Genomic DNA, 22,694 nt, shown 5'->3' on the forward strand with positions numbered 1-22,694 from the left:
CCAATAAGAAGGGCACCGAGGTGCCCTTCTTATTTCACATTATTTGAGCGGCAGCAACTCCAGCTCCACCCGCCGGTTGGCCTGGCGGCCGGACTCGGTGTTGTTCTGGGCGATGGGGTAGCGCTCGCCGTAGCCCACTGCCTGCACCCGGCCGTAGGCGACACCCCGGTCGGTAAAGAAGCCGGCGACGGATTCAGCGCGACGCTCACTCAGAGTCTGATTGTAGACATCGGAGCCAGTGCTGTCGGTGTGGCCGCTGACACGGATCGCCGTCTGGTCGAACTCCTTCAATACCAGGATCACGGAATCCAGGGTGTCGTAGAAGTCGGTGCGGATGGTGGCCTGGTCGGTGGCGAAGGTGATGTTGCCGGGCATGATCAGGCGAATGTTATCGCCCTCGCGCTGCACCCGCACTCCGGTGCCCTCCAGGCGCTGGCGCAGGGCCATCTCCTGGCGGTCCATGTAGTAACCGATGCCGCCGCCAATGGCCGCGCCGCCAACCGCACCGGTGATGGCGCCTTTCTTGCGATCCTTCTTGCTGGCGGTAGCCGCACCGATGATGGCTCCCGCCACGGCACCGGCGCCGGCACCTTTGGCTACGTTACTGGTCTTGCTTTCCCCGGTATAGGGGTCCAGCGTGGTACAGCCCACCAGTGAGCCCAGTGCGAGAATTGCTACCAATTTTTTCATCTAAGGTTCTCCTAACGCTTTTGTTCGATGAAGGTGTGTCGAGTGACCGGAAGTATGGCCGCCCCCAGCTGTCTGGCAGCTGAACCGGCCCCTTCTTATCGGTATCGAAGCCTAGGTGGAAATGACAAATAGGTCTACCGATTGCTGCGCAATTATGGGCAGGAAAATTGACAGGGATTGGAAGGCGCCGGGGCGGATAGTTCCACCACCCCATAGAGGGGGAGACGAGCTTACTCCACAAGTTCTGTGGATAACTCTGTGCATGAAGCGGTAAAAGTCGGCGCCAGGCGGCATAGACTCTCGCTCCCAGCAATTTGCGCACTTTTTAAACTCCCCATTTTTTTCCTTACAAAACAGTAAGTTACGAAAAGTTCAAGGTTTTGCGTACCAATTTCTTAGCTGTGACTATCGGGCGTGCTAGGGCACCGCCGACATGTGGAAAAAAATTTGTCAATACTTGACTCGCCGGCAGGAAATGAATTTTTTAGAAAAATTTCTGATTAGGTGCCCTCGAGTACAATCGGCTGGTCATTAGGGTACCGAAGTACCAGGCAGCGCACTCGGATGAGCGCCACAGGAAAGGTGGCCAGGGCATTGTGGTCAGGCCGGATCAGTAGTGTGGCGGCTTCTCGTTTGCCGCCCCGTCACTGCCCTGCACTTCGAAGGACAGGTCGCGATACTTGTCCGCCAGCTCCCGCAGGTGCGCCACCAGGGTGCGGATATCTGCATCCTGGGTGGCGATCACATCGTTGAGCTGGGCCAGGGTGTCCTCCTGGAAGGCGACGCGGCTTTCCAGCTCCTCTACCCGCGCCGTCAGTTCCACCAGTTTCTGTTCCATCACAGCAAGTCACTCATCACAGCAATTTATAAAGGTGTTCCACCAGGTGCACTGAGCGCCGGTCCATAAACAGGCTCTGGCCGAGGCGCGTGGTCACATAGCCGCAGCCGATGCCCTGTTCCGGGTCGGCGAAGCCGACGCTGCCGCCGGCCCCCGGATGGCCGAAGCCACGCTCGCCGCCGAAGCGCAGGTCGGCGGCCCTGCCGCTGCGGATAAAGCCGCAGCCGAAACTCACTTCGGCCTGCAGTATCGCATCGCGCCCGCAGCTCTGTTCCCGCGCAGCCTCCTCCACCAGTTCCCTCGGCAGGGTCGCCGGCGCATCCGAGGCCAGGTCGCCGTAGACGGCAGCCAGGTCCCGCGCACTGAAATGGCCGTTGGCGGCGGGAATCAGCGCACCGCGCCACTCCGCGCTGTTGGTGCCCATCATCAGGCTCACCGGATTGGTGAAGGCCATGGCCACCGGCCCCTTGCGGTCCTCCTTGATCGCCCGGCCGACGGCGTTTTCCCGCAGTTCCGGCAGCGGCTGCTTGAGCGGACCCACATCGGCGACTCGGGCGGAATTGTGGCCCTCGGCACCGTAGCCACCGTCCAGGTCGAGGGACTCGGCCAGCCCCTCGCGGTAGAGTTCCGGCAGCGGCCTGGAGGCTACCCGCTCCAGCAGGCCGCCGACACTCCAGCCGTAGAGGAAGGGCGCATAGCCCTGGTGGCTACCGGGCTGCCACCAGGGTTCCGTCGCGGCCACCTGCTCGCAGGCCGCCGCCCAGTCGTAGATCAGGCCGTCGGCGACCTTGTCGCGGAAGGCCACCAGGCCGGCGCGGTGGCACAGCAGCTGCCGCGCGGTAATCGCCTCTTTGCCCGCCGCGGCAAACTCCGGCCAGTAGTCCGCCACCGGGCGATCCAGATCCAGCCGGCCCGCCGCCACCTGCTGCAGGGCCAGCAGGGCCAGGACACCCTTGGAGGAGGAGAACACATTGGCCAGGGTGTCCTCAGTGTAGGGCGTCTCTCCACTGCGATCCGCACTGCCCGCCCACAGGGACACTATCAGCTCCCCGTGCTGGCGCACCGCAAAGGCCGCACCGCTGTCGCCGCACTCGCGAAAATTAGCGGCGAATGTGTCGTAAAGCGGCTCAAAACCGGGGGCGCAAAAGCCGTAGATCTCCATGGGTCTCGTCCAGCTGGGTGAAATGAGGCGCAATAGTAGTTTCTTCCCCTGCCCGGCTCAAATGGTTAGGATGGCGCCAGCGTAACTACTCGCCCTTGGGACCAATAAGAGAGGCCTGGGCGGCCCTGCTACCGGTGAAAGTTTGCGGGACACGCCGTGAATACGCCCCTGTAGGCTTGGCTGCGAGGTCCCTCTAGCAGACAGTCCCGCAAACTTTCCCCGGCTGCAGGACCTTCGCACCTGACTCCGGTATTCTTTTTCGAGTCCCGAGGAGGAAAGTAGTTACGACGTACCAAGATTTAGGGAAATAAGAAAGAATGAGTGAGCAACAGGCCATCCAGGACCAGATACCCGGCAACCACTGCTTCGGCTGCGGGCCGGACAACGACCGCGGCCTGCGAATCAAGAGCTACTGGGATGGCGAAGGCAAGACCCGCTGCGAGTTTGTCCCCCAGCCCCACCACAGCGCCGGTCCGGTGCAATACCTGAACGGCGGCATTATCGCCACGGTGATCGACTGCCACACCATCTGCACCGCCATTGCCGATGGCTACCTGCAGGCGGGCCGCTCCGTCGGCAGTGGGGACAAGATCTGGTACGCAACCGGCAAACTGGAAGTGAACTACCGGGCGCCGGCGGCCATCGACAAACCCGCTATGCTGGAGGCGACCATCGTCGAACGCAGTGAAAGGAAGACCCTCCTGCACTGCGCCCTGAGCAGCGGCGGCCGCATCTGCGCCACCGCCGAGGTCGTCGCGGTGCGGGTACCGGATAACTGGTAACCGGTCGGCGGGCTCGATTTGTACAAGCAAGGACCGCTGTATGAAGAAAAAGCAATTTGCCGTTATCGGCCTCGGCGCCTTCGGCTCCGCCGTGGCCCTGGAGCTGATGCACCTGGGCCACGACGTACTGGGCGCCGATTCCAACGAGGAGGAAGCCAACCGCTACGCCGACAACCTCACCCAGACTGCCATTGCCGACGCCACCGATGAAGAGGCGCTGCGCGAGCTGGACCTGCAGCGCTTCGACGCCGTCCTTGTCGCCATCGGCGAACATATCGAAGCCAGCATCCTCTGCACCCTGCTGGTCAAGTCCCTCGGCGCCAGGGAGGTCTGGGTAAAGGCGATCAGCAGCATTCACCACCGCATAGTGCAGAAGCTGGGCGCCGACCACATACTCCACCCGGAATACGAGATGGGACTGCGCGCGGCCCAGAGCATGGCGCACCCGAATATGCTCGACTACATCAACCTCGGGGACGATTATTTCCTGATCGAGATACGTCCCGGGGAAGCCCGGGAAAACCAGCCGCTGGCAGAATTGCAGTTCGACAGGGAAAAGATCCACCTGCTGGCGCTCAAGCACGGCCAGCAGTTGATTGTCCAGCCCGAGCCGACCCGCTTGTTGCGCCGCAACGACCACTTGTTGTTGGTGGGTGATGAGGAGGCCCTGCGCCACTTCGCAGAGACGCTATGAGATCCTGGGTTCGCGGCCTTCGCGCCGGCATCTTGGAGTTCAACCTGAAGCGCGCCTGGCGCTACAGCCCGCCGGCCATTCTCGCGGTGAGCTTCCTGGTACTGATCGCGCTGGGTGCCCTGCTGCTGTGGCTGCCGGTCTCCAGCCATGACGGGCTGGCATTCTCCCAGGCCCTGTTCACCGCCTGTTCGGCAGTGACCGTCACCGGCCTCGTCGTGGTGGATACCGGCAGCACCCTGACACTGTTCGGCCAACTGGTGGTTCTGCTGCTGATTCATTTGGGTGGATTGGGGCTGATGACTTTCGCCGCGCTGACGGTGATGGCCCTGGGCGCACGCTTCGGCCTGCGCCGCGAGCGCCTGGTGCGCGAGGCGATGAACCTCACCTCCCCCGGCGACGTGCTGTTTCTGGTGCGCCGGGTGGCCCTGCTGGCCCTGGCCATGGAATTGTCGGGCACTGCCCTGATGGCCCTTGTGTGGGTGCCGGAAATGGGATTGGGCCGCGGGCTCTGGTTCAGTTTTTTCCACGCCGCGTCCGCGTTCAACAACGCCGGCTTCGCCCTGCTGCCGAACAGCCTGACCCCCTGGGCCAGCCAGCCGCTGATCAACCTGGCGGTTACCGGGCTGTTTATTATCGGCGGCCTGGGTTTTACTGTGTTAATGGACCTCTACCGGCAGCGGCGTTTCTCGACCCTGAGCCTGCACAGCAAACTAACCCTGGCCGGCACCGCAGTACTCGCCGTCGGCGCCTGGCTGCTGATCATGCTGTTCGAGTGGCAGAACCCTCGAACGCTGGGCGCCCTCCCCTCGGGCGACCGCCCCTGGGCGGCCTGGTTCACCGCCGTGACGCCGCGCACCGCCGGTTTCAACACCCTGGACACGGCCGGATTGCTGGTGCCGAGCACTCTGCTGGTCATGGTGTTGATGTTTGTCGGCGCCGGCAGCAATTCCACCGCATCGGGCATCAAGGTCAGCACCTTTATGGTGATAGTTCTCGCCACCCGCGCATTCCTGAGCGGGCGGCAACAGCCCAACGCCTTCGGACGCACCGTCGCCATGGATGCAGTTTTCCGGGCCAACTCCATCGTGGTGCTGAGCCTGCTGCTGGTCATTCTCGGTAACTTCCTGCTGGCCGTTTTCGAGCCGGAGCTGCAACTGCTGGACCTGATGTTCGAGGGTTTCTCCGCGTTCGGCACCGTGGGCCTTTCTCGGGGCATTACCACCGACCTGTCCCTGCCCGCGCAGGGTGTGTTGATGGTATTGATGTTTGCCGGCCGCATAGGCCCGCTGGCCCTGGCTTTTTCACTGGCCCGCCCGCGGCGCAGGCGTCTGCGCTACGTGGAGGAGCAGGTCCAGGTCGGCTGATCTAGCGGTCCTACGCCGCCCTCCCCTGCTATTCCACATCTTCCAGCTTGTAGCCGCAGTACTTGCAGTATTCCGCATCCGCATCGTGGCCGGCGCGGCTGCAGTTGTCACAGCGCTGCAGCGTGCGCTCACGCCCCAGCTCGGAGGCCAGCTCCGCGGTCACAATGCCGGTGGGCACGGCAATAATGGAATAACCGATCAACATGGTCATGGAGGCGATAGCCTGGCCCAGCGGCGTCTGCGGCGAAATATCCCCATAGCCCACCGTGGTGATGGTCACTATGGCCCAGTAGACACTCTTCGGGATGCTGGTAAAACCGTGCCTGGGGTCCTCGACCAGAAACATCAGTGCACCGAAAATGACACACATCACCAGCATGCCGGCATAGAAGACCAGTATCTTGCGCCGCGCCAGCCCCAGGGAGCGCAAGAGCAGATTGGCATCGCGCAGGTAGCGCACCAGTTTCAGGACGCGGAAAATACGCAGCACGCGCAACAGGCGAATCACCAGCAGATAGCCGGCACCGGTAAACAGCAGCGCCAGGTAACTGGGCAGGATCGCCAGCAAATCGACCAGGCCATAAAAACTGAAGATATAGGCTCGACGGTTCACCGCGCAGTAGATGCGCAACAGATACTCGACGGTAAACAGCGCGGTAAAAAACCACTCAAGGGCAAAGAGCAGCTCCCCGTAGCGCCCGGCAATCCCCTCCACCGACACCAACAGCACCAGCCCGACACTGATCAGAATGGCCCAGATCAGGACGACATCAAAGTTCCTGCCCGCCGGCGTATCTGTGCCGAATATCACCTCGTTGAGCCATTTGCGCCTACCGGTTAGTGCCATAGTCCCTCCAGGAAAAATCGAACTATAGCGCCAGCGCCCCGATACCGAAAGGCGCAGATGACAGAGCCCGGGTTTTGCCAGTACCCTTGCGCCATCCCAGACAGCCTGAAATGTGGTAACCATGAAGAAAGAGAACCGCCTCGTCTACTCCACCGACCGCGGCCGTATCAAGGAGGAACCCGAGCAGGAAAAGCGCCGCGCAGGTGATGATTTTGTGCGCATTCAGCGGGAGACCAAGGGGCGCAAGGGCAAGGGCGTAACCTGTGTGCGCGGCCTTCCGGGGACCGACGCCGAACTGAAGCTGCTGCTGGCAGAAATGAAAAAGCGTTGCGGCTGCGGTGGCACGCTCAAGGATGGGGTAATCGAGATGCAGGGCGACAAGCGCGACGAAATCAAGGTGCTGCTGGAGGCGAAGGATTTCAAGGTGAAGCTGGCGGGTGGTTAGTTTCCCTCACCCTTGTAGGAGCGGCCAATGGCCGCTCCTACAGGTGTTTCACCAACCGCAGCGGCTTTACGTCCAGTGCCCGCTCCCGCTTCAGGCAGGGCTCCAGCAGCCGCGCCAGCTGTATCCGGTAGTGCTCACCGATCGCGGCGCTGGCGCTCTTGCATTTGAGCTCCATCGCCTGCAGCCCATCCACCACGCCCTGACGCTGCTGCGGCAGTTTGGGCAGCGGGGCCCTGCCGACGCGCTCCTGCAGCGCCTCGCCCAGGCCCAGCTCGCGCAGGACTGAAGAGGCCTCTATTGCGGAGAAGATCCCTTCCAGTTCCTGCGCGGCCAGTAAGAAGTATTTCTGCACCAGTTCGCGCTGAGCGGCATCCAGGGACAGGCGATCGATCATCAGCCCCAGGATATCCGCATAGTTGTCCAGCTTCTCCAGCCGCGGCGCCAGGGCTGCATAGGCCTGGAGCTGTTCCAGCTGCTGCCGGGCCGCCTGCCGTTCCGCTGCGGGCATGGCTTCCAGTGCGCGGCGGATGCGCAGATAGAAGACGCGGAAGATCTGCAGCAGCTGCTGCTGCAGCTCCCCCCGGCGCGCGCGGTTGTCCCTGATGCTCTCGTCGGCCGCCGCCGGGGTAGCCCCGCCGAGGTAGAATTCCTGCGGCTCTATCTTGGCCTGGATCCTGAGCAGCCCGGCCCCCAGTTGCATGGCCGCGCCGCGCGCCACCAGGTCGTCGCAGCGCTGCTCCAACTCCCTCAGCTCGACGAGCTTGCCGCGCAACCAGTCGATGGCCGACTGCAGGTCCATCGACTGCATCTCCTCGCCGGCCGGCAGTTCCAGCGGCAGGAAGCGGCGCGGGGGCAGCTGGTTGAAGTACTCCCCCAGCAGTTGCAGCGCCTGTTCGGCCTCCTTGCTGGCACAGAGCAGCAGCCGGTTCTCCACCGCACGGGCGCCTTCGGCGGCGACCGAAACGCTGATGGCAGCGGTCAGTGTATCCAGGCTGTCGAACAGCTTCTGTATGGAAAACTCCTTCTGGACCAGCGGCTGCAGGCCGAGGTCCTCGACCCAGGCGATACGCTCATTGTCCGCCGCCTGGGTAGCGTCCCAGGAGTCGCTGGCCTGGGCCATCGCCAGTTCGATATTGGAGCGGGTCTCCTCGTCCAGGTTGCACAGCATCCAGTGCACCGCGTCGGGGTAGTCCCGCAGACGCTGGCCAGCGACGGACGCCTCGCGGTTGATTTCCGCCACCACCAGCTCCGCGTGTACCAACTGGTGCCACTTTTCCGCGAAGCCCACAAAACCGTCACTGCCCAGTACCTGCGCGGCCCGGGCATCGCCCTGCCGCTCCAGCCGCCGCGCAACGGCAGCGGTAACCGCCCGGTGGAGTTCATAGAGGCGCTCCACCAGCGGCAGCACCCCCCTGCCGCAGTTGGCAAACAGGGCGTGCAGGGGCTTCAGCGCCCCGGGCTCGCCACTGGGGGCAAAAATATTGCGCTCGTTTTCCAGCGCCCACTGCATCAGCTGCAACCGCCGCGCCGTGTCCAGCACCAGCCAGGCGGTGAAACCCCGCAGGCCGCCGCGGTAGATGCCCAGCGCCCTGGCCACCAGGGCCAGTATTTCGTTGCCACTGAACGAGCGCACCGCCCCCAGCCCCAGGCTGAGGGGCAACTGCTGCCGTCGGATATCCGCCAGCGTCGGCCCGGCGATCACCTCCACCCCCGCGGTCACGGAAATCCGCTCCACTTTCGGCAGGCCGGCCTTCTCCCCCAGTACCTCCAGCAGCAGGTACAGCCCCTGGGCCTCGGTGCGCTTCAGCGGCACCGCGCCCTGCTCCGCGGGCGCCAGGCGCCGCGCCGCAAAAAAGGGCCAGGCCAGCAGCGCAGCGACAAAGCCCGCCATCAATATCGCGAGCAAACTGCCGATCGCGGTAAACACCGTGAATTCTCCGGCCATCGCCGACTGGGGCAGCTGCCATAGGGCGCGCGCGGCGCCGTAACCGCACAGGCACAACAGTAGGAAAAAGAGGCCCGGCACCAGCGCCGCCGGAAACAGGCCCAGCGCCAGCTGCGCCCTGGCGGCCGACGGGTCGCGCAGCGTTGCCGCCCCGTCACCGAACAGGGATTCCACCTGGGACCGGGCCCGGCCCTTGCCGGGATTTTCCGCCGGGGCAACTGTCCGCGGCGCTTCGGCGGCCACAATCGGCGCCGCCGTCTTCGCAGGCTGAACCGGGGCTGCCGCTACTCTGTCCGCCTGGCTGCGCGTTCGTCGTTTCTGTGCGAACTGCATCCTGGCCACCAGCGCCCGGTTGTCGAACTTGCCCGCCGGGAATACCTTCACCCGCAGGCCGATCTTCTGCAGCCGGGTGCGGTACTCCAGCACCTGTTTCGAGGACAGCTGATCCTTGATCACCCAGCCCTTGACCAGCAACCGGCGCGCCTGGGAAAGCGGAATCGAAAAAGTCTTCGCCACCTCCTGCAGCACTTCCGCCGGCGCCTTGGCGTGCAGGGTCTTCCCCGCGGAAACCACTTGAAACTTTTCCTGCCCTGACATTGAGCGCTCCACCGAAATATGTGACACCCAGTGTCACATTCGAACGATATGAGCAGCGGAGCCTAATGGATTCCCCCAGGGTGCGGTGGGCACTGGTTCTCACCGGGATCAGCGCCGATGGAGTTTTGGTGCGAAAGGCGGCAGGGTGCACAAACTGAGAGTGACAGGAGTCGGCATCTTTTGGCCGCCGGTGACAGATCTATGCAGGAGCGCAACTACTCCCCCAAGACTTGAAAAGAGTACAGGACTTCAATGCGAAGGCCCTGATGTCGGGCGCCATTCGGGGAATGTTTGCCGATGAGGCTTTTCCCCAAATGGCCACCGACAGCAGGGCCGCCCGGGTCTTGGCTTAGTGCCACAGAGATGAGTAGCTACGCAGGAGCAAAAATATCCAGCACCCGATCCGCCAGTTCCACCAACGACAGTCCCTTATCCCTGGACTTGGCCCGCGGCTTGAACCAGCTGTGGGTATGGCTGAGGGAGCCCAACAGCAGGCGGCGCGTCAGCGCCGGATCCCCGCCCGGGCAACCGGCATCGTCTATGGCATCCAGCCAGGTCCGCTCGTACTGATCCCGCAACTGCAGCACGATTTTCTGACTCTCCGGCGACAGGCTGCGCCACTCCGATACAAGTATCGGGAAGCCGGGCACCGCCAGGCCGTGAATCGCCTCCAGCTCACAGAGGATACAGGCGCGCAACTTCTCCCGCGGCGAACCCGCCAGCGCGACCGCCTGGGCCATGCGCGCCTGCGCGTAGGTGGTCACCTCCTGCATCACATTGCAGAGGATATCCTCCTTGCTGGCGAAGTGATGGAAGATACTGCCGGACAGAATACCCACCTCGGCGGCGATATCCCGCACCGTGGTGCGGGCAAAACCCTTCTGCTCGAACAGCCGCGCGGCGGCATTCAGCAGCCGCCCCCGGGGAGAGTCCGGATCCCTCAGCTTGCCCCCGGACACCAGCGATGCAATCAACTGGCGCGGCGATACCGCGGGCCCTCTCTCCTCGACTTTCTGCACTGCGCTCGCCCCTTTCACACAAACCCCACTTCCGGCTATTGAATACCAAGCGCTTGCTTGGTAGCGTTGGTCCATTCTGCGCTTTCACCGCTGGCGGTGCAAGTTCAGGCCGGAACAGACAAACGATAAAAGTAGCTACTCGGGACTCGGGACTCGGAAAGCGTGTAGGTTGGGGTGAGTTTTGCGACAAAATTGCCGGGAGCAAGTTTGGACGCCGCAGGTGACCGCCATGGATGGCAGAAATGCAGATTTTGCAGGAGCAAAAATCTGCCGCCCGAAGGGCGAGCGCCATGGATGGCGCGAGTCAACCCCAACATTGTCCACGGCACCCGACGATGTTAGCAGCGACGGGGCAACAATAATCACAGCAATAAGGGCAAGCTCTGGTGCAACCCATAGAATCCCAATTGGACAACCGCTCGCCGGAATTCAGCGACAACCGGGAACACATGCTCGCCGCCATAGCCCGCTTCCGCGAGGCGGAGCGGCGGCCGATAGAAACGGAGCAGGAAAAGGCCGGACGCTACCGCGAACGCGGCTGGCTATTGCCGCGGGAGCGCCTCAACCGGCTGCTGGATCCCGGCGCCCCCTTTATCGAACTCTGCGCCCTGGCCGGCTACAGACTCTACGACGACCGCGACGGCAGCGGCGCCGGCGGCGGGGCCATCTGCGGTATAGGGCGAGTCAGCGGCCGCCGCTGCCTGGTGCGGGTGGACAACTACGCGGTGAAAGGCGGCACCATTTCCCCGGCGGGCATGGACAAGGCCCTGCGCATGCAGCAGATAGCGCTGGAAAACCACCTGCCGATCCTCACCCTGGCCCAGAGCGGCGGCGCCAACCTGATGTATGCCGGCGAAACCTTCGCCCCCGGCGGGCGCGGCTTCGCCAACCAGGCGCGGCTGTCCGCCGCGGGCATCCCCCAGGTCACCGTGGTCCACGGCGGCGCCACCGCCGGCGGCGCCTACCAGCCGGGCCTTTCCGATTACGTGGTGATGGTGCGCGGCCAGGCCGGCATGTACCTGGCCGGTCCGCCGCTGCTGAAGGCGGCCACCGGCGAAATTGCCGACGAGGAGAGCCTGGGGGGAGCGGAAATGCACTGCCGGCAGTCCGGCAGCGGCGACTACCTGGCCGAGGACGATGCCGACGGTATTCGCATAGCGCGGGAAATTGTCGCCACCCTGCCTCTTTCGAATCTGCACGAGCAACGAACCGAATGGTCGGAACCCCGCTACCCGATCGAGGAGCTGCTGGGCCTGATACCGGCGAACAGCAGGAAACCCTATGACGTCCGGGAAATACTCGCGCGCATCGCCGACGGCTCCGCCCTGCTGGATTTCAAACCGGATTTCGATCGCCAGACGTTCTGCGGCCATATCCGCATCGAGGGCCAGCCCGTCGGCGTTATCGGCAACAACGGCCCCATTACACCGCGGGGCGCCAACAAGGCCGCGCAATTTATCCAGCTGTGCGAACAGGGCGGCACGCCGCTGCTGTTCCTGCACAACACCACCGGCTTTATGGTGGGCACCGACGTGGAACAGCAGGGCATTATCAAGCACGGCTCGAAAATGATTCAGGCGGTAGCCAACACCAGTGTGCCCAAGATCAGCATCGTCGTCGGCGGCTCCTACGGCGCCGGCAACTACGCCATGTGCGGCCGCGGCTTCGACCCGCGCTTTATCTTCGCCTGGCCCAATTCCCGCACCGCAGTGATGGGCGCCGCCCAGGCGGGCAAGGTGCTGCGCATCGTCACCGAGAAGAAGATGCAGCGCGCCGGCCGGGTGGACGAGGCGGCGCTGGACAAGCTGGAGACGGACACCGCCGCCTTTATGGAAGCCGGCTCAGACGCCCTCGCCTGCAGCGCGCGACTCTGGGACGACGGCATTATCGATCCGCGGGATACGCGCAAATTGCTGGGCATGCTGCTGGAGATATGCCGCGAGGCGGAGCGTGTGGAGAACAGAAATAACACCTTCGGTGTGGCGAGGTTCTAGAAAACTACGCTGTAGGAGCGGCCCATGGCCGCGATCGAGGCCCGAAGTCTAACGGAAAGTCAATGGGCCGCTCCTACAGAAAAGCGGGATCAACTTACGGGACAAGAATAATGATACTGACCGACGAACACCGCGAACTGCAGCGCACGGTGCGCAACTTCGTACAGCAGGAACTCAATCCCCATATCCCCGAGTGGGAAAGGGCCGGCGCCTTCCCGATCCGCGAGATATTCCGCAAACTCGGTCGGCTCGGCCTGCTCGGCATCGGCAAGTCCCCCGACTTCGGCGGCCTGGGCCTGGACTTCAGCTACGAGATGGTATTTCTCGAGGAACTGGGCGCGGCCCACTGCGGCGGCGTACCGCTGTCCATCGCCGTGCAGACATCCATGTCCACCCCGGCGCTGGCCAACTTCGCCAGCAATACACTGAAAGAGGAATTCCTGGCGCCGGCGATCCGCGGCGAGATGGTCGGCGCCATCGCCGTATCCGAGCCCGGTGCCGGCTCCGATGTCGCCGCGATCAAAACCACGGCGGTGGCGGACGGCGACGACTATATCGTCAACGGCAGCAAGATGTGGATCACCAATGCGCCCTGTGCGGATTTCTTCTGCACTCTGGTAAACACCGGTGAGGGCAAGGTGCACAGGAACAAGTCCCTGCTGATCATTCCCGCCAGGACACCCGGGGTGCGCATCGGCGAAAAACTGGAAAAACTCGGCATGCGCTCCTCGGAGACGGCGCCGGTATTCTTCGACGATGTCCGTGTACCCCGGAGCCACTGCATCGGCGACGAGGGCGCCGGCTTCCCGCTGCAGATGCTGCAGTTCCAGGAGGAGCGCCTGGCCGGCGCGGCACTGACCATCAGGGGCCTGGAGAACTGCGTCACCAGCACCATCGACTATGTGCGCGAGCGCAAAGCCTTCGACGCGCCGCTGCTGAACAACCAGGCGGTGCACTTCTCCCTGGCGGAGATGCAGACGGAAGTGGAGTGTCTGCGCGCCCTGACCTGGCGCGCGGTGGAGGCCTATGTGCGCGGCGAGAATGTCGCCGCGCTCGCCTCCATGGCCAAACTCAAGGCCGGTCGCCTGTCGCGAACCATTCCCGACCAGTGCCTGCAGTTCTGGGGCGGCATGGGCTATATCGAGGAGACGGCAATCAATCGCGACTGCCGCCTGACCGCCATCGGCGGCGGTGCCGACGAGGTGATGCTCGGCATTATCTGCAAACTGATGGGCATACTGCCCGGCAAAGCCGGGGCCTGACCATGCACACCCTGCTAATCGCCAACCGCGGCGAAATCGCCCTGCGCATTATGCGCAGCGCCAGAGCCGAAGGTTACAGAACCGTCGCCGTCTACAGCGACGCGGACAGGGGCGCGCTGCACACAAGGAGCGCCGACTGCGTCGTCGGCATAGGCGGCCGGACACCGGCGGAGTCCTACCTGGATATCGACAAAATGATCGCCGCCGCGAAAAAATCCGGCGCCACGGCCGTGCACCCCGGCTACGGCTTCCTGGCCGAGAATGCCGACTTCGCCCGCGCCTGCGCGGACAACGATCTGCTGTTTATCGGCCCCTCCGCCGACGTCATCGAACTGATGGGCAACAAGCGCAGGGCCAAGGATTTCGTCGCCGCCGCCGGTGTGCCCTGTATTCCCGGCTTCTCTTTTTCGGATACCGACGACGAGACACTGGTCGCCACCGCGGAGCGCATCGGTTTTCCGCTGATGGTCAAGGCCGCCGCCGGCGGCGGCGGACGCGGCATGCGCCTGGTGCGGGATGCCCACAACCTTGCCGCGCAGCTGCGCTCGGCGCGCAGCGAGGCCATAAGCGCATTCGGCAGCGGCGAACTGATTCTGGAAAAGGCACTGACAGACGCGCGCCATATCGAAATCCAGGTATTCGCCGATGCTCTCGGCAACGTGATTCACCTGGGCGAGCGCGACTGCTCCATCCAGCGGCGCCACCAGAAAATCCTCGAGGAGTCGCCGTCGCCGGCGGTGGATCCGCAACTGCGGGAACGAATGGGCGCCGCCGCGGTCGCTGCGGCCCGGGCCTGCGGCTACCTGGGCGCGGGCACCGTGGAATTCCTGCTCGACAGCAGCGGCGATTTCTATTTCCTGGAAATGAACACCCGCCTGCAGGTGGAACACCCGGTAACCGAAATGGTAACCGGCTTCGACCTGGTTGCCTGGCAGCTGGCGGTGGCCCGCGGCGAGCCGCTGCCGGTTGCGCAGCAACAGGTGCAACAGCGCGGCCACGCGATCGAGGTGCGCCTCTATGCGGAGGATCCGCACAACCAGTTCCTGCCGCAAACGGGTCGGATACGCCACTGGAAAGAGCCGCGGGCGGAGGGCATCCGCTGCGACCACGGATTACTGGCGGGCACCCAAGTGTCGCCCTACTACGACCCGATGCTCGGCAAACTGATCGCTTGGGGGCGCGACCGCGACGAAGCGCGGCGGCGCCTGCACAGGGCCCTCGGCGAACTGCAACTGGTCGGCCCGAAAAGCAATATCCATTTCCTGCGACAGCTGCTCGAAGATTCGCAGTTCTGTGCCGGCCGGGCGACCACCGCCTTCCTGGAAAACACCTTTTCCTTCTCCGCCAGTATGGAACCCGCAGCCGAAACCCTGGCCATGGCCGCGGTGCTGGTCCACGAGCAGAAACTGTGTCCTTCCGACAGGCGCAGCGGCCGCGCCAACTGGCGCAGCGGCGACAACAGCCTGCCGCTGCGCTACCGGTTGCAGTGCGGGGCGCGGGAATTCGATCTGGACCTGTATTGCCCCGGCGGGCACAACTACCGCATTTCTTCCTGCGGTCGGGATTTCGAGATCGAAGTGGAGCAGTTTGCCGGTGGTTCCGCACAGCTGCTGGTCGATGGCCTGCGGCGGCGGCAAGCCTATGTGCAAATCGCGGACTCCCTCTACCTGCTCCGCGACGGCCGCCAGTGGCAGTTCGTCGACATTACCCTGGCGCCGGCGAGCGCCGGCGAAAGCCAGGGCAGCGGCCGCATCACCGCTCCGATGGATGGCTGTATCGTCGAGGTCCACGTGCAGGCCAACCAGGCCGTCAGCCGCGGCGATATCCTGGCGGTCATGGAGGCGATGAAGATGGAGCATCCGCTGAAAGCCGACCGCAACGGCACAATTGCCAGGCTGACCGCCAGCGCCGGCGACCAGGTCCGCGGCGGTCAGTTGCTGGTGGAGATAGCTGCGGAATGATGAGTGATGAATGCGGGTAGTTCGCAGGTTGGATAAGCGTCAAGCGCGTCCACGCCGGGCGCATCCACGCCGGGCGCATCCACGCCGGGCGCATCCACGCCGGGCGCATCCACCAACCGCAGCGGCGGATGCGCTTAGCGCTTATCCGCCCTACAAATCTTTATCAACTGCTTCAGTCTTAATCCCCGTCCCACACATCGTGCTCCACCCCGCGGATATCGTACTTGCGCGCATCGAACACCGGCTCCTCAATTCCTTTCGCCCGCTGCGCCTCGTAATCGCCGAGCACTCTGAAGGCCACGCCGGAGAGCAGCAGTATCGCCAGCAGGTTGGCCGAGGCCATAAAGCCCATGGACATGTCGGCCATATTCCACAGCAGGGCGAAATTTTCCGAGCTGCCGCTGTGCGCCACCCAGGCGCCGAACAGGATGAACAGGATATAGAGCAGCCGGTAGCAGAAAATCGACGTGCGCGTGTGCCACAGGTAGAAGATATTGGTTTCCGCGTAGTAGTAATTGGCGATGATCGACGTAAAGGCGAAGAACAGCAGAGCCAGGGCGACAAAGCTGCCGCCCCAAGCGCCCACCTCGCTGGCCAGGGCATCCTGGGTCAGGGTCACGCCCTCGATATTGCCCACCATATGCACGTCCGCCAGCAGGATGATCGCCGCCGTCGCGGTGCAGATCAGGATGGTGTCGAGAAATACAGAGGCCATCTGCACATAGCCCTGCACCGCCGGGTGTCTCACATCCGCGGCGGCGCCCACGTTGGGCGATGAGCCCATGCCCGCCTCGTTGGAGAAAAGGCCGCGCTTGATGCCGTTGGCGACCACCGCGCCGAAGGCGCCCGCACCGGCCTCCTCGTAACCGAAGGCATTGGCAAAAATCTCGGCGAAGACCCTGGGCAGTTCCCCCAGGTTCATCAGGACTATCGCGAAAGCCACCGCCAGATAGGCCAGCGCCATAATCGGCACCACTATGCCGGCGAAGCGGCCGATGGAGTGGATACCGCCGAAGACGATGAGCGCCGCCACCAGCGCCACCACCGCGCCCACCAGCAGCGGATGCACGCCCCAGGCGCTGCTGATGGCCGAAGCCATCGCATTGGACTGCACCGCATTGAAAAAGAAACCGAAGCAGATCACCAGGAAAATGGAAAACAGCACCGCCAGCCACTTCCATTTTTTGCCCAAACCCTTTTCGATGTAATAGGCCGGTCCGCCGCGGAAGGTGCCGTGTTCCTCGCCACGCTCCTTGTAGGTCTGCGCCAGGGTGTTTTCCACGAAACTGGTGGCCATGCCCACCCAGGCCACCATCCACATCCAGAAGACTGCGCCGGGGCCGCCGGCGGTGATGGCCACTGCAACACCGGCGATATTGCCGGTGCCCACCCGCGCGGCGGCGCTGGTGGCAAAGGCCTGGAAGGAGGACACGGAGTCGTAGTGCTCCTTCCTGAAGCTGCGCTTCATCACTGCCACCATATGACCGAAATGGCGGAACTGGATAAAGCGACTGTGCCAGGTGAAGTAGAGCCCCGCCGGCAGCAGGCCGGCGATCAGTATACCCAGCCACCAGAAGCCGGCGAATCCACCCCAGGTAATCGAATTGCCCCAGCCGACAAAGGTCGCCAGGGTATCCAGAAGGCCTTGCATCGCGCGCTCCCACCCACCACAGAACAGCACGCCAGCTTCGCTGGCGCGGAAAACTGCATTCTGTATAAGACTAGCCTACAGAAAGATTTCCCGCGCTCGCCGGGGAGAAACCACCCTGCGCCCGCACTCCTCCGCCACCGTCACCAGCGCCTCGATCAGCTGGCCGTTGCAGCCAGCGCGTTCGCCGCCGGGCAGGTAGAAAGTGTCCTCCATCCCGGAGCGCAGGTGGCCGCCCAGTTCGGCGGTCCTGCGGTGCACCGGCCAGATCTCCTCGCGACCTATCACCGTGCTCTGCCACAAGGCCCCGGGTTTCATATAGTTGGGCAGCAGCTGCAGCAGCTCCACATCCGCCGGCATACCGGAGGCCACGCCCATCACCAGGTTGTAGTTGGGCCTGTCCACCATGCCCACATCGCCGAACATGCCCACCGAGCGCACTATGCCAACATCGAAGCACTCAAACTCCGGGCGGGTGCCCGTCTCGCGACAGACCGCCAGCAGCTCCTCCACCTTGTCCACCGGATTCTCGAACAGTAGCGGCGGCCAGGCCCAGGTGCTGTCGGAGCGCACCTTCAGGTAGTTGAGGCTGCCTGCGTTGCAGGCGGCGATTTCCGGGCGCCCGGCGCGGATACAGTCCAGGGCGCCCCGCTGGTCCCGGCCGATGGTGCCGGTGGTGAAGTTCAGGATCACGTCAGGACAGGCCGCGCGTATCGCGTCGGCAATCTCCAGCGCCACCTGCGGATCCCAGCTGGGCAGGTGCCCCCTGCCCGGCTCCTGCGCGCGGAAATGCACGTGCATGACCGAGGCACCGGCGTCGTAGGCCTCCCGCGCCGACTGGGCCATCTGCTCCGGAGTTACCGGCACCGGGTGTTGCTCCGGGTTGGTCAGCACGCCGGTCAGGGCGCAGGTGATCACCACCTCATCCATCATTGCGGGCTCTCCTGAATTATCTTGTAGGGTGCGCCGTGCGCACCATTCAATTATCAGCGGCTCATTTGGTGCGCAGCCGCCATGGATGGTAGAAGTGCAGGAGCAATTTTCTGTCACGGCGCACCCTACAAGCAATCCTATAGCGGTCCGCGGTCCGCCATCCACCGTCAAGCAAAACCAAGCGCTTGCTTGGTCAGACAGGCTAACACAGGGTCTCGGCGGGGAAAAGGTACCTTGTATCGCCCAGCGCGGCCCGGCAGAATGCGCCGCGAACTGCACAACGGAAAGGAAAAGGAACCGACTCCATGAGCGACTCCCCGTCAGTAAAAACCGCCCCCTACGGCAGCTGGAAATCCCCCATCGGCGCCGACCTGCTGGTAGAGGGCAGCGTGCGCCTGAGCGAGGCCAGCCTGGTGGACGGGCGCTACTACTGGCTGGAGTCCCGCCCCGCTGAGAAGGGCCGCTCGGTGCTGGTGCAATACTCCCCACAGACGGGCCGGCGCGATGTAATCCCGGCGCCGCTCAGCATTCGCTCCAAGGCGCACGAATACGGCGGCGCCAGCTACCTGGTCAGCGGCAACAGCGTCTATTTCGTGCTGGCGGACGACCAGCGCATCTACCGCATGGATCTCGACAAACAGCTGCCGGAACCGATCACTGTCGAGAACCAGAGCCGCTACGCCGACCTCACCTTGGACCGCCGGCGCAATCGCCTGCTGTGTGTACAGGAGGATCACGCCCCCTGTAACAAGGGTGGCGAGCCGATTGCCCGCATACTGTCCATAGACCTCGACAAGCCTCTCGAAAGCGAACCGCGGGTACTGGCGGAGGGCGCCGACTTCTATTCCAACCCGGCACTGAGCCCGAACGGCAACCGCCTCAGTTTCCTGCGTTGGCATCACCCGAATATGCCCTGGGACGCCACCGAACTCTGCGTGGCCGAACTGGACGCCGACCGCAACCTGCAGAATATCGATCCTGTCGCCGGCGGCGATAGTGAGTCCATCTTCCAGCCCCAGTGGTCACCGGAGGGCGAACTCTTCTACGTCTCCGACAGGAACAACTGGTGGAATATCTACCGCCAAGGCGAGGAGAAGCCGCTGTGGGAAAAACAGGCCGAGTTCGCCACGCCCCAGTGGGTCTTCGGCATGTCCACCTACGGCTTCCTTACCTCGGACGAAATCCTCTGCACCTTTACCCAGGAGGGCCGCTGGCATCTGGCCGGCATCGATATTCACAGCGGCGAACACAAACTGCTGGAGCAGCCCTACTGTGATATCGAGAGCCTGCGCTGCGAGAGTAACCGGGCGGTAATGATCGCCGCCGGCGCCGACCGCTTCCCGGCGGTGATTGCCTACGACAGCCACAACAATAAGTTCGAGGTCATCGCCAGCAGCAACAACAACAAGCTTCCGGAGGATATTTTCTCCGTCGCCCAGGAGATCGAATTTCCCGCCGGCGAGCGCAATGTCTACGGCTTCTACTACCCGCCCTACAACCCGGAATACACAGCGCCGGAGGGCGAAAAGCCACCACTGATCGCGTTCAGCCACGGCGGTCCCACGGGCGCGACCTCCGCCGGGCTGAACCTGAAAATCCAGTACTGGACCAGTCGCGGCTTTGCCATTCTCGACGTCAACTACTCCGGCAGCACCGGTTTCGGCCGCGACTACCGCGAGCGCCTGAAGGACTGCTGGGGCATAGTCGATGTGGAGGACGTCTGCGCCGGCGCCGAGTATCTGGTGGCCAAGGGGCTGGCGGACCCGGAGCGGCTGCTGATCAAGGGCGGCAGCGCCGGCGGCTACACGGTGCTGGCGGCGCTGACCTTTCACAACACTTTCAAGGCCGGCGCCAGCCACTACGGCATCGGCGACCTGACCACCCTGGCGCGGGACACCCACAAATTCGAGTCCCGCTACCTGGACAAGCTGGTAGGCCCCTGGCCGGAGGCGGAGGCCATTTACCGCGAGCGCTCGCCGATCGAACACGTGGAGCAACTGGATTGCCCGGTGATTTTCTTCCAGGGCCTGGAGGACAAGGTGGTGCCGCCCAACCAGGCCGAGACCATGGTCGACGCCCTGAAACAGCGCGGCATACCGGTGGCCTATATCACCTTTGAAAATGAGGGCCACGGCTTCCGCAGCGGCGACAGCATCAAAATGGCTTTAGAGGGAGAGCTGGAATTCTACAGCCGCATTTTCCATTTCCCGCTGCCGGAGCCGGGTCCAGGCATCGCCATAGAAAACGAAACAGTATCACCATAGAGAACGAGAAATCACAAATGGGAAGATGGAGACCACCGCGCCCGCGCGGCTCCCGCTATATCACTCCCGAGGGGGCGCGGCGCATGCGCGCCGAGGTCAGGCAGCTGTGGGAAGTGGAGCGGCCGCGGGTCACCCAGGCGGTCAGCGACGCCGCCAAACTGGGCGACCGCTCGGAGAATGCCGACTACATCTACGGCAAGAAGCGACTGCGCGAGATCGACAGCCGCGTGCGTTTTCTCACCAAGCGCCTGGAGGAAGTCACCGTGGTGGACCGGGTGCCGGAGGACATCGAAAAGGTTTTCTTCGGCGCCTGGGTGACAATAGAGGACGACGAGGGCAACACCAAAAGCTACCGCATCGTCGGCCCCGACGAGTTCGACGTAAAGGCAGGCCTGATCTCCATGGACTCCCCGGTGGCCCGCACCCTGCTCGGCCGGCGACTGGACGACGAGGTGGACCTGAAGGTCGGGGAAAAATGGGTGACCTATTACATAGTGGACATTCGCTACGAACAGTAGCGCATGCATATGCTGAAAATCAGGTTTCGATAAAGCCGCCGCCGTTGGGGTGGATCACCTGGCCGGTCAGGTAAGAGGCGTCCTCGCTGGCGAGGAAGACAAAACAGGTCGCCACCTCGCAGGGCTGCCCGGCCCGGCCCATCGGCGTGTAGCCACCGAAGTCTTCCACCCGCTCGGCGGGAAAGGTCGCCGGTATCAGCGGCGTCCAGATAGGCCCCGGCGCCACCGCATTCACCCGTATCCCCCTCGACGCCAGCGCCATTGCCAGTGAGCGCGTGTAGGAGGTTATGGCCCCCTTGGTGCTCGAATAGTCGATCAGGTGATGACTCCCGCGATAGGCGGTGATCGAGGTGGTGTTCAGGATGACTCCGTCGTCCGGCAGCACTTCCAGGGCTGCGCGGCTGAAGTAGTGGAAGCTGAAAAAGTTGGTGGCGAAGGTATTCTGCAACTGCTCGTCGCTGATCTTTTCCAGGCCTTCCCGCGGATGCTGCTCCGCGGCGTTATTGACCAGGATATCCAGCCGCCCCAGCTCGTCCGCCGTTTTCCCGATACACTGGCGGCAGAAATTGGACGAGCGAATGTCCCCGGCCAACAACAGGCAGCGCCGCCCCTCGCCCTCCACCAGTGCCTTGGTATCCTCCGCGTCCCGGTCTTCCTCCAGATAGACAATCGCGATATCGGCACCCTCGCGCGCGAAATGCACCGCGGTGGCCCGGCCGATACCGCTGTCGCCGCCGGTGATCAGGGCCACCTTGTTACGGAGCTTGCCGCTGCCGTGGTAGTTGTCGCGAATGTAAATCGGCCGGGGCTCCATCTTGTGCTCCCTGCCGGGCTGCCTGGACTGCTGCTGGGGTTTCCGCTCTTCCTGCAATTTGTCGAAGTCTTCCGGCATCGAAATTCCTCCTGCTCCCTCCGGGCCGCTACAAATCAATACCCTTGTCATTCAGCTCCCGCAGGGCGTCGCCGGTTTTTTGCAACCCTTCGGCCCGCAAAAACCTCAGCACCTGCGGGTGTTTGACAAACTGGATCTGCCCGTATTCGACTATCTGCCAGCGGTTTCCCGACGGATCGCGGAAGTCGAGAAATCTTTCGCTGATCGTCGGAATACTCCGTTCCCGCAGTCGCTGTTCCACGCGCGCCTTGTCGTCGACTACCAGGCCAAAGTGCCTGTGCCGGTCCTCTCCCGGTTCATCCGCCTCGAACAGCGCGACAAACTGATCGCCCAGTTCGATAAACGCCATGCCATCGCCCCTGCCCCGCAGATCGAATCGGAACAGGTGACCGAGAAACTCCAGCTCTTCGTCGATATTCCTTACATCCAGTGCCACGTGGTTAATACCCAAAGCCAGTGACTTTGCACTCTTTTCACCCATAGTTTCATCTCACTTGGTATGGAGTTTCCATGGCATCGGTGCCGAAAGCATCAGGGTAGCCCAGCCACCGGCAGCTGCCCCGGAGAGAACTCCGCTTTGGCACCTCTCCCTTCGGCAGAGATTGAAGCATTTACTGGAGAGACAGCCGCACGCCAATCAATTTCAAAACACCAAAATACGGCAGCGGATGATCTACATTGATAGCGGCCAGCCGCCAGTGCATAAATCGCATAACGGCTCGCGGCCAGGGGTTGGCATTTCACGCCATAGATTCACTGTTTTTATTGTCGCAAGCTTTGGCATCGGCCAAACCCGATCGCCAGTGGCGCGCAATGAAATAATTCTGACCTCTCAGCAA

General features: G+C 63.3%; 19 protein-coding genes. 9 read left to right on the forward strand and 10 right to left on the reverse strand.

Annotated features, from left to right (window positions below):
• Nucleotides 1-39: 39 nt before the first annotated feature.
• The 3 genes from AC6R19_RS06175 to AC6R19_RS06185 form a co-directional block, all read right to left on the reverse strand.
• A complete protein-coding gene (locus AC6R19_RS06175; RefSeq protein ID WP_500578882.1) occupies nt 40-690 on the reverse strand; it encodes a YiaD family glycine zipper/OmpA-like lipoprotein in 651 nt (216 codons plus the stop codon).
• Nucleotides 691-1,300: 610 nt separating this feature from the next.
• Entirely contained in the window at nt 1,301-1,528 is a 228-nt protein-coding gene (locus AC6R19_RS06180) for a SlyX family protein (RefSeq protein ID WP_500579010.1), read from the reverse strand.
• A gap of 16 nt (nt 1,529-1,544) precedes the next feature.
• A complete protein-coding gene (locus AC6R19_RS06185) occupies nt 1,545-2,723 on the reverse strand; it encodes a serine hydrolase domain-containing protein (protein ID WP_500578884.1) in 1,179 nt (392 codons plus the stop codon).
• A gap of 284 nt (nt 2,724-3,007) precedes the next feature.
• Between AC6R19_RS06185 and AC6R19_RS06190 the strand changes: the two genes are divergently transcribed.
• Genes AC6R19_RS06190 through AC6R19_RS06200 form a run of 3 tightly spaced genes read left to right on the forward strand, consistent with a single transcriptional unit; the run spans nt 3,008 to nt 5,530 of the window.
• Nucleotides 3,008-3,472 (forward strand): PaaI family thioesterase, encoded by a 465-nt coding sequence (locus AC6R19_RS06190; protein WP_500578886.1) that lies wholly within the window; start codon nt 3,008-3,010, stop codon nt 3,470-3,472.
• A 40-nt stretch (nt 3,473-3,512) separates the two neighbouring features.
• Complete coding sequence (locus AC6R19_RS06195; RefSeq protein WP_500578888.1) at nt 3,513-4,166, forward strand: potassium channel family protein; 654 nt, start codon at nt 3,513-3,515, stop codon at nt 4,164-4,166.
• Nucleotides 4,163-5,530: a TrkH family potassium uptake protein gene (locus AC6R19_RS06200; protein ID WP_500578889.1), complete on the forward strand. Its 1,368-nt coding sequence runs from the start codon at nt 4,163-4,165 to the stop codon at nt 5,528-5,530. Before AC6R19_RS06195 ends, AC6R19_RS06200 begins: the two co-directional genes overlap by 4 nt.
• 28 nt (nt 5,531-5,558) lie before the next feature.
• On the opposite strand, the gene AC6R19_RS06205 is transcribed toward AC6R19_RS06200, so the two are convergent.
• Nucleotides 5,559-6,377: an ion transporter gene (locus AC6R19_RS06205; RefSeq protein ID WP_500578890.1), complete on the reverse strand. Its 819-nt coding sequence runs from the start codon at nt 6,375-6,377 to the stop codon at nt 5,559-5,561.
• A 121-nt stretch (nt 6,378-6,498) separates the two neighbouring features.
• Between AC6R19_RS06205 and yciH the strand changes: the two genes are divergently transcribed.
• Complete coding sequence (gene yciH / locus AC6R19_RS06210; RefSeq protein WP_500578892.1) at nt 6,499-6,822, forward strand: stress response translation initiation inhibitor YciH; 324 nt, start codon at nt 6,499-6,501, stop codon at nt 6,820-6,822.
• Between the two features lie 37 nt (nt 6,823-6,859).
• Here the strand turns inward: yciH and AC6R19_RS06215 are convergent, their stop codons facing one another.
• Together AC6R19_RS06215 and AC6R19_RS06220 are read right to left on the reverse strand one after the other, a co-directional pair.
• Nucleotides 6,860-9,364 (reverse strand): hypothetical protein, encoded by a 2,505-nt coding sequence (locus tag AC6R19_RS06215; protein ID WP_500578893.1) that lies wholly within the window; start codon nt 9,362-9,364, stop codon nt 6,860-6,862.
• A gap of 371 nt (nt 9,365-9,735) precedes the next feature.
• The gene (locus AC6R19_RS06220) at nt 9,736-10,383 is read right to left on the reverse strand and encodes a TetR/AcrR family transcriptional regulator (RefSeq protein WP_500578895.1); all 648 of its coding nucleotides are present in this window, start codon (nt 10,381-10,383) and stop codon (nt 9,736-9,738) included.
• 386 nt (nt 10,384-10,769) lie between these two features.
• Between AC6R19_RS06220 and AC6R19_RS06225 the strand changes: the two genes are divergently transcribed.
• The 3 genes from AC6R19_RS06225 (at nt 10,770) to AC6R19_RS06235 (ending at nt 15,600) form a co-directional block, all read left to right on the forward strand.
• Nucleotides 10,770-12,377 carry an acyl-CoA carboxylase subunit beta gene (locus AC6R19_RS06225; protein ID WP_500578897.1) on the forward strand — a complete coding sequence of 536 codons (1,608 nt, stop codon included), beginning with the start codon at nt 10,770-10,772 and terminating at the stop codon, nt 12,375-12,377.
• 110 nt (nt 12,378-12,487) lie between these two features.
• Nucleotides 12,488-13,639: an acyl-CoA dehydrogenase family protein gene (locus AC6R19_RS06230; RefSeq protein ID WP_500578899.1), complete on the forward strand. Its 1,152-nt coding sequence runs from the start codon at nt 12,488-12,490 to the stop codon at nt 13,637-13,639.
• Nucleotides 13,640-13,641: 2 nt separating this feature from the next.
• Nucleotides 13,642-15,600, forward strand: a complete 1,959-nt coding sequence (locus AC6R19_RS06235) for an acetyl/propionyl/methylcrotonyl-CoA carboxylase subunit alpha (protein ID WP_500578900.1) — start codon at nt 13,642-13,644, stop codon at nt 15,598-15,600.
• A 178-nt stretch (nt 15,601-15,778) separates the two neighbouring features.
• Here the strand turns inward: AC6R19_RS06235 and AC6R19_RS06240 are convergent, their stop codons facing one another.
• Nucleotides 15,779-17,251, reverse strand: a complete 1,473-nt coding sequence (locus AC6R19_RS06240; RefSeq protein ID WP_500578902.1) for an alanine/glycine:cation symporter family protein — start codon at nt 17,249-17,251, stop codon at nt 15,779-15,781.
• 75 nt (nt 17,252-17,326) lie between these two features.
• A complete protein-coding gene (locus AC6R19_RS06245; protein ID WP_500578903.1) occupies nt 17,327-18,181 on the reverse strand; it encodes a beta-keto acid cleavage family enzyme in 855 nt (284 codons plus the stop codon).
• Between the two features lie 305 nt (nt 18,182-18,486).
• Here AC6R19_RS06245 and AC6R19_RS06250 point away from each other — a divergent pair, with 305 nt between their 5' ends.
• Nucleotides 18,487-20,445 (forward strand): S9 family peptidase, encoded by a 1,959-nt coding sequence (locus tag AC6R19_RS06250; RefSeq protein WP_500578904.1) that lies wholly within the window; start codon nt 18,487-18,489, stop codon nt 20,443-20,445.
• A gap of 17 nt (nt 20,446-20,462) precedes the next feature.
• Complete coding sequence (greB, locus tag AC6R19_RS06255; protein ID WP_500578905.1) at nt 20,463-20,963, forward strand: transcription elongation factor GreB; 501 nt, start codon at nt 20,463-20,465, stop codon at nt 20,961-20,963.
• A 19-nt stretch (nt 20,964-20,982) separates the two neighbouring features.
• Here greB and AC6R19_RS06260 read toward each other — a convergent pair whose 3' ends face one another.
• Together AC6R19_RS06260 and AC6R19_RS06265 are read right to left on the reverse strand one after the other, a co-directional pair.
• The gene (locus tag AC6R19_RS06260; RefSeq protein WP_500578907.1) at nt 20,983-21,855 is read right to left on the reverse strand and encodes an SDR family oxidoreductase; all 873 of its coding nucleotides are present in this window, start codon (nt 21,853-21,855) and stop codon (nt 20,983-20,985) included.
• Nucleotides 21,856-21,883: 28 nt separating this feature from the next.
• Complete coding sequence (locus AC6R19_RS06265; protein WP_500578909.1) at nt 21,884-22,291, reverse strand: VOC family protein; 408 nt, start codon at nt 22,289-22,291, stop codon at nt 21,884-21,886.
• Between the last annotated feature and the right edge of the window lie 403 nt (nt 22,292-22,694).

The organism is Microbulbifer sp. SE14 (genome assembly GCF_059834885.1).

Excerpts from the sequence above, each read along its gene's own strand:
- AC6R19_RS06175 (WP_500578882.1), bottom strand. The coding sequence starts at position 690 with ATGAAAAAATTGGTAGCAATTCTCGCACTGGGCTCACTGGTGGGCTGT.
- AC6R19_RS06180 (WP_500579010.1), bottom strand. The coding sequence starts at position 1,528 with ATGGAACAGAAACTGGTGGAACTGACGGCGCGGGTAGAGGAGCTGGAA.
- AC6R19_RS06190 (WP_500578886.1), top strand. The coding sequence starts at position 3,008 with ATGAGTGAGCAACAGGCCATCCAGGACCAGATACCCGGCAACCACTGC.
- AC6R19_RS06195 (WP_500578888.1), top strand. The coding sequence starts at position 3,513 with ATGAAGAAAAAGCAATTTGCCGTTATCGGCCTCGGCGCCTTCGGCTCC.
- AC6R19_RS06200 (WP_500578889.1), top strand. The coding sequence starts at position 4,163 with ATGAGATCCTGGGTTCGCGGCCTTCGCGCCGGCATCTTGGAGTTCAAC.
- AC6R19_RS06205 (WP_500578890.1), bottom strand. The coding sequence starts at position 6,377 with ATGGCACTAACCGGTAGGCGCAAATGGCTCAACGAGGTGATATTCGGC.
- yciH (WP_500578892.1), top strand. The coding sequence starts at position 6,499 with ATGAAGAAAGAGAACCGCCTCGTCTACTCCACCGACCGCGGCCGTATC.
- AC6R19_RS06215 (WP_500578893.1), bottom strand. The coding sequence starts at position 9,364 with ATGTCAGGGCAGGAAAAGTTTCAAGTGGTTTCCGCGGGGAAGACCCTG.
- AC6R19_RS06230 (WP_500578899.1), top strand. The coding sequence starts at position 12,488 with ATGATACTGACCGACGAACACCGCGAACTGCAGCGCACGGTGCGCAAC.
- AC6R19_RS06235 (WP_500578900.1), top strand. The coding sequence starts at position 13,642 with ATGCACACCCTGCTAATCGCCAACCGCGGCGAAATCGCCCTGCGCATT.
- AC6R19_RS06240 (WP_500578902.1), bottom strand. The coding sequence starts at position 17,251 with ATGCAAGGCCTTCTGGATACCCTGGCGACCTTTGTCGGCTGGGGCAAT.
- AC6R19_RS06245 (WP_500578903.1), bottom strand. The coding sequence starts at position 18,181 with ATGATGGATGAGGTGGTGATCACCTGCGCCCTGACCGGCGTGCTGACC.
- AC6R19_RS06250 (WP_500578904.1), top strand. The coding sequence starts at position 18,487 with ATGAGCGACTCCCCGTCAGTAAAAACCGCCCCCTACGGCAGCTGGAAA.
- greB (WP_500578905.1), top strand. The coding sequence starts at position 20,463 with ATGGGAAGATGGAGACCACCGCGCCCGCGCGGCTCCCGCTATATCACT.
- AC6R19_RS06260 (WP_500578907.1), bottom strand. The coding sequence starts at position 21,855 with ATGCCGGAAGACTTCGACAAATTGCAGGAAGAGCGGAAACCCCAGCAG.